11 protein-coding genes and 4 tRNA genes are annotated in these 11199 nt (G+C 43.8%); 9 read left to right on the plus strand and 6 right to left on the minus strand.

Annotated elements, in window-relative coordinates:
* Positions 1 to 224: 224 nt before the first annotated feature.
* The 6 genes from kdsA to hemA all read right to left on the minus strand — a co-directional run bounded on the left by kdsA (position 225) and on the right by hemA (position 5741).
* Positions 225 to 1079, minus strand: a complete 855-nt coding sequence (gene kdsA, locus IQO02_RS00565) for a 3-deoxy-8-phosphooctulonate synthase (RefSeq protein ID WP_022570845.1) — start codon at positions 1077 to 1079, stop codon at positions 225 to 227.
* 22 nt (positions 1080 to 1101) lie between these two features.
* Positions 1102 to 1911 (minus strand): SirB1 family protein, encoded by an 810-nt coding sequence (locus tag IQO02_RS00570; RefSeq protein ID WP_016767031.1) that lies wholly within the window; start codon positions 1909 to 1911, stop codon positions 1102 to 1104.
* A gap of 6 nt (positions 1912 to 1917) precedes the next feature.
* Positions 1918 to 2301 carry a SirB2 family protein gene (locus tag IQO02_RS00575; RefSeq protein WP_009848726.1) on the minus strand — a complete coding sequence of 128 codons (384 nt, stop codon included), beginning with the start codon at positions 2299 to 2301 and terminating at the stop codon, positions 1918 to 1920.
* Positions 2302 to 2486: 185 nt separating this feature from the next.
* On the minus strand, positions 2487 to 3359 hold the full coding sequence (prmC, locus tag IQO02_RS00580; protein WP_010439175.1) for a peptide chain release factor N(5)-glutamine methyltransferase: 873 nt from the start codon (positions 3357 to 3359) through the stop codon (positions 2487 to 2489).
* 5 nt (positions 3360 to 3364) lie between these two features.
* Positions 3365 to 4453, minus strand: a complete 1089-nt coding sequence (gene prfA, locus IQO02_RS00585; RefSeq protein WP_010439174.1) for a peptide chain release factor 1 — start codon at positions 4451 to 4453, stop codon at positions 3365 to 3367.
* A gap of 28 nt (positions 4454 to 4481) precedes the next feature.
* Positions 4482 to 5741, minus strand: coding sequence for a glutamyl-tRNA reductase (hemA, locus tag IQO02_RS00590; protein WP_010439173.1), 1260 nt, complete (start codon positions 5739 to 5741; stop codon positions 4482 to 4484).
* A 160-nt stretch (positions 5742 to 5901) separates the two neighbouring features.
* Here hemA and lolB point away from each other — a divergent pair, with 160 nt between their 5' ends.
* The 9 genes from lolB (at position 5902) to IQO02_RS00635 (ending at position 11063) form a co-directional block, all read left to right on the plus strand.
* Positions 5902 to 6549: a lipoprotein insertase outer membrane protein LolB gene (gene lolB / locus IQO02_RS00595; protein ID WP_016767030.1), complete on the plus strand. Its 648-nt coding sequence runs from the start codon at positions 5902 to 5904 to the stop codon at positions 6547 to 6549.
* Positions 6546 to 7421, plus strand: coding sequence for a 4-(cytidine 5'-diphospho)-2-C-methyl-D-erythritol kinase (gene ispE / locus IQO02_RS00600; protein ID WP_016767029.1), 876 nt, complete (start codon positions 6546 to 6548; stop codon positions 7419 to 7421). Before lolB ends, ispE begins: the two co-directional genes overlap by 4 nt.
* Before the next feature lie 27 nt (positions 7422 to 7448).
* The gene (locus tag IQO02_RS00605) at positions 7449 to 8393 is read left to right on the plus strand and encodes a ribose-phosphate pyrophosphokinase (protein ID WP_004739814.1); all 945 of its coding nucleotides are present in this window, start codon (positions 7449 to 7451) and stop codon (positions 8391 to 8393) included.
* A gap of 212 nt (positions 8394 to 8605) precedes the next feature.
* The gene (gene pth, locus IQO02_RS00610) at positions 8606 to 9196 is read left to right on the plus strand and encodes an aminoacyl-tRNA hydrolase (protein WP_010439162.1); all 591 of its coding nucleotides are present in this window, start codon (positions 8606 to 8608) and stop codon (positions 9194 to 9196) included.
* 10 nt (positions 9197 to 9206) lie between these two features.
* Positions 9207 to 10298, plus strand: coding sequence for a redox-regulated ATPase YchF (ychF, locus tag IQO02_RS00615; RefSeq protein ID WP_010439159.1), 1092 nt, complete (start codon positions 9207 to 9209; stop codon positions 10296 to 10298).
* Positions 10299 to 10577: 279 nt separating this feature from the next.
* Positions 10578 to 10654, plus strand: a tRNA-Met gene (locus IQO02_RS00620).
* A 66-nt stretch (positions 10655 to 10720) separates the two neighbouring features.
* Positions 10721 to 10805 (plus strand) — tRNA-Leu (locus tag IQO02_RS00625).
* 29 nt (positions 10806 to 10834) lie between these two features.
* Positions 10835 to 10909: transfer RNA gene (locus IQO02_RS00630), tRNA-Gln, on the plus strand.
* Positions 10910 to 10986: 77 nt separating this feature from the next.
* Positions 10987 to 11063, plus strand: a tRNA-Met gene (locus tag IQO02_RS00635).
* Positions 11064 to 11199: the final 136 nt, after the last annotated feature.

Raw genomic sequence — 11199 nt, forward strand, 5'->3', positions numbered from 1 at the left:
CATGTCAGCAATTTACAACTTACAGGACAGACCTCACACTCATGCACTCATTTTTGGAGATATTACACGCTTCATTAACAACTCTTTAAACTAGAACATGACCTCAACGCAGATTCTAGATAAAAAAACGCCCACTTCGAAAAGTGGGCGTTTTTTGTTTCGACTGGTGTTAAATAACTGCCTCAGCTATTTAGCATATCAACGAACGACTTAATTTTAATCAACTACTTGATATCAATATGATCGAAGCCTTTGATAAGGTCATCAAGTGCTTTCATCTGCTTCAAGAACGGCTCTAGTTTATCTAGAGGTAGCGCTGAAGGACCATCACAACGAGCTTGATCTGGGTTAGGATGCGCCTCAAGAAACAGACCAGCAACTCCTGTAGCCAGACCTGCTTTAGCAAGCTCTACAGTTTGCTCACGACGACCACCAGATGCAGCACCTGATGGGTCACGCATTTGAAGCGCGTGAGTCACATCGAATATGATTGGGCTGCCGTTCGACGATTTTTTCATCACGCCAAAACCTAGCATATCAACGACTAGGTTGTCATAGCCCATGCAAGAACCACGTTCACAAAGAATGATATTATCGTTACCGCATTCGGCAAACTTGTCGACAATGTTGCCCACTTGATCTGGGCTCATGAACTGAGGCTTCTTCACATTGATAACCGCGCCAGTCTTAGCCATTGCTTCAACAAGGTCAGTTTGACGAGCAAGGAACGCAGGAAGCTGGATTACATCAACCACATCTGCAACTGGCTGAGCTTGTGCTTCAGTGTGAATATCAGTGATGATCTTCACGCCAAAGGTATCTTTCAGCTCTTGGAAGATTTTGAGACCTTCTTCCATACCAGGACCACGGTATGAGTGAACAGAGCTGCGGTTCGCTTTATCAAAAGACGCCTTAAATACATAAGGGATGCCCAGCTTCTCTGTTACTTTCACGTAGTGCTCACAGATCTGCATAGCAAGATCGCGAGATTCAAGAACGTTCATGCCCGCAAATAGCGTAAATGGCTTATCGTTAGCAATTGGCATATCGCCAATGTGAACTATTTTCTGTTCCATCATATTCTCTCTAAATAATAATTAATTAGTGAACGACGACGGTTTTTTCCGTCATGACATTCACTTGAGATTTAAGTAACTCAGATGCAGGGTCATCTGGGCATTGATCAATAAAGTACTGATAATCGGTGGCGGCAATCTGGTGACAATCCAGTTGCTGATAGATGAAACCACGGTCACGGATTTCATATGGATCATCTGGCACAAACGTCAAAGCAAGATCGGTACACTTCAATGCAAGCGTATAACGTTCTTCTCTCAGCAATGCACTTTTCAATAAAGCCAACCACTTACCAATAATGGTTGGGTGGTCTGCGACTTTCAAATGCTCACTTTTAAGCTTAGCCAATGGGCCATCATGGCCAATTAACCATGCTCGTAACGTTTGCTGACCAACATACTCGCCATTGTAAGGATTAATATAGACCGGAGTTTGGCCATACCAACTGACTTTAAGCAGAAACTGAGTCGGAAAAGAGACACCCTCTACAGGGAAGCCTAGCTTGCGACCAAGAAAAAGGAAGATTGCCCCAAGACTGACTGGAATCCCTTTCTTTCTCTCAAGTACTTTATCGATAAACGCGTTTTCCGATGAGAAGTAAGCGTCTTTATCGCCAACGAAGCCCCACTCGTAAAAGAATAATCGAATAAAAGATTCAAACTTCTGTTGCTCGTCGGTTTCATTAACTAATGCAAACTCAGCGTCTTTTAATAATCTTGCGAGCTCTTGCTCTGCCCAACTATCTTGAGTTTCAGGGTCAATGGCCTTATTTAAGATCAATGCACCTTCAGCAAGTTCTAGCTGGTCAAAGTCTTCATCAAAAAATTCGTACATACGTCATTAACCGAAAAATGTTGGAGTCTTTGTCATTGCGATTTTGCCTGCCATTGCTAGCCAGCCTAGAGCTCCAAAGAATGAGAAAACTCTCAATAGCTTGTTCTTACCTAACTTAAGCGCAAAGAAACCTAATGCGATGTAAGCCATTACACAGGTTAGTTTTTCAGTTAACCATGGTGCCGCTGGTGTAAATGGAATAAAGCCAGTAATAAAAATCAAACCAATACCCGATAGCAACAGTAGCGAGTCATTGATATGAGGGAAACGCTGCAAGAAAGGATGCTTAAGCTTCGGTGAGTTAGCCATCATCAGAGCGAAACGGATCGAAAGAAGTAGCGCGCTTATAGCAATCGTTAGTAGGTGAAAATGTTTTAAACCTTCGTACATGGTATTCCTTTATATTTTTATATGTGCTTCATTAACAAGAGCTACACAATACCCGTTAATGCTCTGTATTTCTGCGTTAAATGCATTATCGAGTTAAGCGTATTTTCGAGTTAAAGGTATCAATTTAGCGAGTTAATCATCTATTGCTCACAAATGATTAACAGCAGCCTATGAGCAACCACTATCTATGAACAGTAACGACCCAAGGTCACTCGGTCATTACCACCGTAATCTTTTTCTGTAACAACATCCAAGTAGCCCAGTTGTTGCATTATCTCACGTACCGCCAAGCCTTGGTCGTAACCGTGTTCAAACGCCAACCAGCCTTCATTTTCCAAAAAGCCACGTGCATTTTCAGAAATGTATCGAATATCCGCGAGCCCTTTCTCTTCAGCAACTAACGCAGAGATCGGTTCAAAACGTACATCACCTTGAGATAAATGAGGATCGTTCTTCTCAATGTATGGCGGGTTCGAGACAATCAAAGAAAACTTAACCACTTCTTCTTCAGAGCTAACTGAATTCAAAGGCTCAAACCAACTGCCATGCAAAAAAGTAGCGTTGGTAATGTTGAGACGTTGTGCATTCTCTGTCGCAAGCAGCTGCGCTTCAGGGCGAAGATCAATGCCAGTCACTGGTCGATTTGGCATTTCAGACGCCAATGCTAATGCAATAGCACCTGTACCCGTTCCTAAATCTAGAATCGCACCTTGCTTGCCATACGTTTTATCTAAAGCCACCTCAACCAAACGCTCAGTATCTGGGCGCGGGATTAATGTAGAAGGAGAAACTTTTAATGGCAATGACCAAAACTCACGTTCACCGACAATATAAGCCACAGGCTCACCGATTAAGCGTCGTTTAATAAGAGCATTGAATTCAGATTCTTGCTCTGAGGTGAGGTGCTTCTCAGGCCAAGTAAGGAGGTAAGATCTTGGTTTATCTAAGGCGTGACAAAGCAGTACCGCGGCATCAATAGAGGGTGATGTGCTATCACCCTCTTGAAGCCTTACGATTGCCGCTTTTAAAGCATTTTCAACCGTATATACTGACTGCATACAGGTTAATTGTGCTCTGCAAGTGCAGCAAGCTGATCGGCTTGATGCTCTTGAAGTACAGGATCAAGCAAGCTTTGCATATCACCTTCAAGTACTTCGTTAAGACGGTAGATAGTCAGGTTGATACGGTGATCCGAAACACGACCTTGTGGGTAGTTGTACGTACGAATACGGTCACTACGGTCACCAGAACCTAGTAGGTTACGACGTGTGTCAGAAACAGCTGCCGCACGGCGCTCTTCTTCTGCTTGAACAATACGAGCAGCAAGAACAGCCATCGCTTTCGCTTTGTTTTTATGCTGAGAACGCTCGTCTTGACACTCTACTACTGTACCTGTTGGTAAGTGAGTAATACGGATTGCTGAATCCGTGGTGTTAACGTGCTGACCACCCGCGCCCGATGCACGGAAAGTATCTATCTTAAGATCGCCAGCTTTGATTTCTGGAAGATCGGCCTCTGGGATCTCCGGCATAACAGCAACTGTACACGCCGATGTATGAACGCGACCTTGAGATTCAGTTTCAGGAACACGTTGTACACGGTGACCACCTGACTCAAACTTCATTGTACCGTAAACAGCGTCGCCACTAACCTTAGCGATCATCTCTTTGTAACCGCCTTGTTCAGAAGCGTTGCTGCTCATGATTTCAACGCGCCAACCTTTTTTCTCTGCAAACTTAGAGTACATACGGAACAAGTTGCCCGCGAAGATACCCGCTTCATCACCACCCGCGCCGGCACGGATTTCAAGGAAACAGTTGCGCTCATCGTTTGGATCTTTTGGAATCAGAAGAATTTGTAACTCATCGGTCAAACGTTCAATCGCCGCTTTTGCGTCTTTGATTTCGTCTTGAGCCATCTCGCGCATTTCAGCGTCATCTTCGTTTGCCATCTCTTCAGCAGCTTCTAGATCTTCTTGAGCTTGCTGGTATGACTGGAAGCAAGCCGTCACTTCTTCTAGTTGAGAGTACTCTTTAGAAAGTGCACGGAATTTGTCTTGATTCCCGATTACATCTGGATCACCAAGTAGATGTTGAACTTCTTCATAGCGTTCAACAAGTGTTTCAAGCTTTACTAGAATCGAGGCTTTCATAATGTCTTATTCTGTTGGAGGTCTAATATTATTGAGGGTTTTCTAAGCCCAAACTCTGTCTAATGACCATTAATTTTGCAGGTTCTCCTTGCTCAGCAGCACTTTGAAGTGCACGCGTTGGAGCATGGATCAATTTGTTTGTGAGCTTATTACTTAGCTCAAGTAAAACTTTCTCAGGGTCACCGCCAGCGGCAAGTGATTGTAAACTCTTACTTAATAATTCTTCTCGGATTTCGTTGGCCGATTTACGGTAGTCACGAATACTGTCTACCGCTTGCAATGAACGCATCCAACTCATGAACGCGGCGCTTTCTTCACTGACTATTGCTTCAGCTTGAATTGCTTCAACTTTACGTTGCTCAATATTGCCATCAACAATCGACTGCAGATCATCAACTGAATATAGGTAGGCGTCATTCAATTCACCGACCTGAGATTCAACATCACGAGGAACTGCGATATCAACCAACAACATAGGCTGATGCTTTCTTCTTTTGAGTGCAGTTTCAACCATACCCTTACCAATAATAGGCAGTGGACTTGCAGTTGAGCTAATCACGATATCCGCTCTGTATAGATGATCTGGAATCTCATTCAAGCTGATTACTTCAGCCCCAAACTCTTCTGCTAACCCTAAGGCACGCTCACGAGTTCGGTTAGCCACAATCATCTTAGTACAACCATTAGCAGAAAGGTGCTTAGCCACCAACTCAATGGTTTCACCAGCCCCCACCAATAACACAGTTGAATCAGCAATCGATTCAAAAATGTGCTTGGCTAACGTACAAGCTGCGTAAGCAACAGAAACCGCACTGCCGCCAATTTCAGTTTCAGTTCGGACACGTTTCGCGACAGAGAATGATTTCTGGAACAGTTTCTCCATTGAAGCATCAACAGATCTGTTCTCTCGCGAATCCATATAAGCCTGTTTAACCTGGCCTAAAATTTGTGGCTCGCCTAATACCAGAGAATCCAAACCACAGGCGACGCGCATTAAATGCTTAATCGCTGCTTGCTCTTCATGAATGTAGATACTTGGTTTTAATTCTTCAGGGCTAACTTGATGAAATACAGACAACCAATCGATCAACTTGTTTTTTGCCACGCCTTTGACGTCACAATACACTTCGGTTCGATTACAGGTTGAAAGTATGACACTTCCATTCACGTGTGCATTTGCGTTAAGTTGCTTGAGTGCCTCAGATAATTTATCTGGACCAAAAGCGACTTTTTCTCGCAATTCAACCGACGCTGTATTGTGATTGATACCTACGGCAAGCAAAGACATGTATCAGAAGTTCTCGATCAGGGAATGGAAACAAGGGGCGAATTTTACTTGATGCATGGCGCTATTTAAAGAGCAAGCGGGATTTGTTTTCCTGACTTCGTGAATTCAATGCTATAGTTGAGACGTTTTTTAGATAAATTTGAACAAGTTGTGAGCAAATATGAGCAAGCTTCGTAAAATCACGTCTCTTATTTTTATGACCATAATTATGGTGGGTTGCTCGTCTATCCCAGAACAACCAACCAGTGTCGAGTGGCAAAGCCACCAAAATCGCCTTTTACAGATAGAAAACTATCAAGCCTCAGGCAAGCTCGCTTACATTTCTCCAGAGCAGCGCCAAAGCCTGAATTTCATCTGGAAGCATTCACCAACTCAAAGTCAATTAAGACTCACGACATTTCTCGGTCAAACCGCATTGAATCTCACCATTGACTCAGCTGGCGCAAAAGTGGTCACCTATGATGACCAAGTCTTTACTCATGCGAGCGCTTCAGTTTTAGTTGAGCAGCTGACTGGCTTACAAATCCCTATAGATCATCTACCACAGTGGTTCCTTGGTATTCCTGACCAAGCCGACTCGTATCAACTAAACAGCACTAACACACTTGAATCTCTATCCAAACGAGTAAGCAATCAATTATGGACTCTCAGTTTTGACAACTATCGCAATACAGAGCTTCCAAATGAGCAAGTGCCCGAAGACACAGATGCCATTGCAGAGTTAATTCCTCTGCCAACTCGATTGTCATTCAAGCAAGACGATAGCAAAATCAACATTGTAGTTTCGAAGTGGACTCTGAAAAAATGATTACTACGCCAACGATCTGGCCTTCCCCAGCTAAACTAAATTTATTTCTCTATATCACTGGTCAACGTGACAATGGCTACCACGAACTTCAAACCCTATTCCAATTTGTCGATTTTGGCGATGAACTGACGGTTACTGCAAATGAAGAAACGAGTGCAATCACAATAACACCTGATATTCCGGGTGTTGCGCTTGAGGACAACCTAATTTGGAAAGCCGCAACGGCACTTCAACAATATACCTCAACGTTTTTTGGTGCTGATATCGAACTAAAGAAAGTGCTTCCGATGGGAGGAGGCATTGGTGGTGGCTCTTCTAATGCTGCAACCGTGTTAGTCGCGCTTAACCATTTATGGCAACTCAACCTGTCTGATGATCAACTCGCAGAGATCGGTTTGAAGCTTGGTGCTGACGTCCCTGTATTCGTTAGAGGCCACGCCGCCTTTGCTGAAGGGGTTGGAGAACAATTGTCACCAGCTAATCCGGATGAAAAATGGTATCTAGTCGTCAAACCTCAAGTGAGCATAGCAACTGCAGACATATTCAAACATTCAGAATTAACTCGAAATACGCCAAAGCGAGCGCTAGCAACGCTTCTAGAGCAAGAATACGTAAACGATTGCGAAAAAATTGTGCGAATGCTGTACCCAGAGGTTGATAAGCAACTTTCATGGCTGCTACAATACGCGCCGTCGAGATTGACTGGTACAGGTTCGTGCGTTTTTGCTGAATTTAGCAGCAAAAAAGAGGCCGAATCGGTACGAGAACAACTGCCTGACACAGTTTCCGCGTTTATCGCGAAAGGTCGAAACATTTCACCTTTAAAAGAAACTTTGGCTGAATACCAATCAGCCCACCCACAATCTATTTAAAACTGGACGCAACCCGAGGTTTCCACCGTGCCTGATATGAAGCTATTTGCTGGTAACGCAACACCTGAACTAGCCCAACGTATTGCTGATCGTCTATACATCTCTCTTGGCGATGCTACCGTAGACCGTTTTTCTGATGGCGAAGTCGCTGTTCAAATCAATGAAAACGTTCGTGGTAGCGATGTATTCCTGATTCAATCAACTTGTGCACCAACCAATGACAACCTTATGGAGTTGGTGGTAATGATTGACGCAATGCGCCGTGCTTCTGCTGGCCGTATTACTGCTGTAATCCCTTACTTCGGTTATGCCCGTCAAGATCGTCGTGTACGTTCTGCTCGTGTGCCTATTACTGCAAAAGTTGTTGCAGACTTCCTTTCTAACGTTGGTGTTGACCGCGTTCTTACTATCGACCTACACGCAGAGCAAATCCAAGGCTTCTTCGATGTACCTGTTGATAACATCTTCGGCACTCCAGTTCTTCTAGAAGACATGGCGAACCGTGGCCTAGAAAACCCAGTTGTGGTTTCTCCAGACCTTGGTGGTGTTGTACGTGCTCGTGCTACAGCTAAAGCGCTAGGTGATGTTGATATCGCTATCGTTGATAAGCGTCGTCCACGTGCTAACGTTTCAGAAGTAATGAACCTTATCGGTGACGTTGAAGGCCGTGACTGTGTGATCGTTGATGACATGATCGATACTGGTGGCACACTGTGTAAAGCAGCTGAAGCGCTAAAAGAGCGCGGTGCAAAGCGTGTATTCGCTTACGCAACTCACGCTGTTTTCTCTGGTACTGCTGCGAACAACATCAAGAACTCTGTTCTAGACCAAGTTATCGTAACCGATTCGATCTCTCTATCTCCAGAGATGGCTGCGACTGGTAAAGTGACAACACTTAGCCTTTCTCGCATGCTAGCTGAAGCGATTCGTCGTATCAGCAACGAAGAATCAATCTCAGCGATGTTCAACTAATCAAAGCTCTATAGTTTTTACAAAAGCTTTGTTTTAGTCACTCGTTAGAGAAAGACATTAAGCACTTCATTAAATGAAGTGCTTTTTTTATATCTGGTGTCTGTTATTTATCACAACTGGGAATAATCATGTTGCTATCAGCTAGCTCGCACCTTTTTCATAAATTGTGATATCATACGGCGCTTTTTGAAATCCCAAGAGAGATCCATACCTTGAGCCAACAAATAAAACTTCTCGTTGGACTGGCTAATCCAGGTCCAGAATACGCCAAAACTCGCCACAACGCGGGTGCTTGGGTAGTTGAAGAATTAGCACGTGTACATAACGTGACACTAAAGAACGAACCAAAGTTCTTTGGCCTAACGGGTCGTATAATGGTTCACGGTGAAGATCTTCGTTTGCTGATCCCAACGACTTTCATGAATTTGTCAGGCAAAGCTGTTGCAGCCCTAGCAAAATTCTACCAAATTAAACCAGAAGAGATCATGGTCGCTCACGACGAGTTAGACCTACCTCCTGGTATTGGAAAGTTTAAAAAAGGCGGTGGTCATGGCGGACATAATGGTCTGAAAGACATCATCAGCAAACAGGGGAACAATAAAGAATTCTATCGTCTTAGATTAGGCATTGGCCATCCAGGACACAAAGATAAAGTTGCAGGTTATGTATTAGGTAAAGCTCCAGCGAAAGAGCAAGAGTGTATCGAGGCTGTCGTTGACGAATCGGTTCGCAGCCTAGACATCTTATTAAAAGATGGCCTACCAAAAGCACAAAATCGCTTACATACGTTCAAAGCAGAATAAGGTTTATATCATGGGTTTTAAATGTGGCATCGTTGGTCTACCAAACGTTGGTAAGTCAACTCTGTTTAACGCACTGACTAAAGCAGGCATCGAAGCAGCAAACTTTCCATTTTGTACAATCGAACCAAACACAGGTATCGTTCCGGTTCCAGATCTACGCTTAGATGCATTAGCAAAAATTGTTAATCCACAGAAGATCCTTCCAACGACAATGGAGTTCGTAGATATCGCAGGCCTAGTTGCTGGCGCTTCTAAAGGTGAAGGTCTTGGTAACAAATTCCTAGCTAACATCCGTGAAACTGACGCTATCGGTCACGTTGTACGCTGCTTTGAGAATGAAAACATTGTTCACGTTGCTGGCAAAGTATCTCCAATTGAAGATATAGAAGTGATCAACCTTGAACTTGCACTGGCTGACTTAGACAGCTGTGAACGTGCAATTCAACGTAACGCGAAGAAAGCAAAAGGCGGCGACAAAGACGCTAAATTCGAAATCACTGTACTAGAAAAGCTACTTCCTGTCCTAACTGAAGGTGGCATGGCGCGTACTGTTGAACTAGGCAAAGAAGAAGCGGCAGCAATCGGCTACCTTAACTTCCTGACACTTAAGCCAACAATGTACATCGCAAACGTTGCGGAAGATGGTTTTGAAAATAACCCATACCTAGACGCTGTTCGTGAATACGCTGAAAACGAAAATAATGTAGTTGTTGCTGTTTGTGCGGCAATCGAATCAGAGCTTTCTGAGCTTGACGATGAAGATCGCGAAGAGTTTCTAGCGGATATGGGTATCGAAGAACCAGGTCTTAACCGAGTGATCCGCTCTGGTTACGAACTACTGACTCTTCAAACTTACTTTACAGCTGGCGTTAAAGAAGTTCGCGCTTGGACTATCCCTGTTGGTGCAACTGCGCCACAAGCCGCAGGTAAGATCCACACAGACTTCGAGAAAGGTTTCATCCGTGCTGAAGTAGTTGGGTTTGATCACTTCATCGAATTTAACGGTGAGAGCGGCGCTAAAGATGCAGGTAAATGGCGTCTTGAAGGTAAAGAATACATCGTTAAAGATGGTGACGTGGTTCACTTCCGCTTCAACGTATAATTCAGATTAAACATCTAGAAAAAGGCCAGTGAATTCACTGGCCTTTTTGTTTTTCCCCTTTAGAAATAGTCCTGCACCAGAAACTTAACTTCCTATATATATCGCCTTTTAGACCTGTTTTTTGTCGACAAATACGCCTCTTTGTCTAAAAAGAAACCGAACAGATGTTTATTCGCGATTTATTCAAAAAAAAAGTTGACGGGTTTCGCTCAACTACGCATAATGCGCCCCGTTCACAACGAAGCGGCAACGTATCGAAATGAACGACAATATGGAAATGGCTACTTAGCTCAGTTGGTTAGAGCACATCACTCATAATGATGGGGTCGCAGGTTCAAATCCCGCAGTAGCCACCATTTCCTAAGCACTCTATTTTTATTAAATGTCTGTTTATTAACGACAAGAGTTTTTAGGAAAGTAAAGCGGTCGTGGCGGAATTGGTAGACGCACCAGATTTAGGTTCTGGCGCCGAGAGGTGTGAGAGTTCAAGTCTCTCCGACCGCACCATATTGAGATGTCTTAATTGATATCATTGTTGGGCTATCGCCAAGCGGTAAGGCACTGGCTTTTGATGCCAGCATTCCCTGGTTCGAATCCAGGTAGCCCAGCCACAATTTAAAGTGTAATTATCTTTAAAAAGATAATGGCATTGAAAGCGAGATTATATTATATTACTTCGCTCTCAGATGGCTACTTAGCTCAGTTGGTTAGAGCACATCACTCATAATGATGGGGTCGCAGGTTCAAATCCCGCAGTAGCCACCATTCTTTCTTTATGAAAGAAGACTAAACAACGTTATATTGAATCACCAATGTCGATATAACTATACTCTTCGCTAGAGTAAAAGCTTTGCTGCGGTCGTGGCGGAATTGGTAGACGCACCAGATTTAGGTTCTGGCG

Origin of the sequence: Vibrio sp. OPT24 (genome assembly GCF_015163545.1) — a bacterium.
In the GTDB taxonomy this organism is placed as follows: domain Bacteria; phylum Pseudomonadota; class Gammaproteobacteria; order Enterobacterales; family Vibrionaceae; genus Vibrio; species Vibrio cyclitrophicus.

Coding starts and splice junctions, on each gene's coding strand:
- kdsA (WP_022570845.1), bottom strand. CDS start 1,079: ATGATGGAACAGAAAATAGTTCACATTGGCGATATGCCAATTGCTAAC.
- IQO02_RS00570 (WP_016767031.1), bottom strand. CDS start 1,911: ATGTACGAATTTTTTGATGAAGACTTTGACCAGCTAGAACTTGCTGAA.
- IQO02_RS00575 (WP_009848726.1), bottom strand. CDS start 2,301: ATGTACGAAGGTTTAAAACATTTTCACCTACTAACGATTGCTATAAGC.
- prmC (WP_010439175.1), bottom strand. CDS start 3,359: ATGCAGTCAGTATATACGGTTGAAAATGCTTTAAAAGCGGCAATCGTA.
- prfA (WP_010439174.1), bottom strand. CDS start 4,453: ATGAAAGCCTCGATTCTAGTAAAGCTTGAAACACTTGTTGAACGCTAT.
- hemA (WP_010439173.1), bottom strand. CDS start 5,741: ATGTCTTTGCTTGCCGTAGGTATCAATCACAATACAGCGTCGGTTGAA.
- lolB (WP_016767030.1), top strand. CDS start 5,902: ATGAGCAAGCTTCGTAAAATCACGTCTCTTATTTTTATGACCATAATT.
- ispE (WP_016767029.1), top strand. CDS start 6,546: ATGATTACTACGCCAACGATCTGGCCTTCCCCAGCTAAACTAAATTTA.
- ychF (WP_010439159.1), top strand. CDS start 9,207: ATGGGTTTTAAATGTGGCATCGTTGGTCTACCAAACGTTGGTAAGTCA.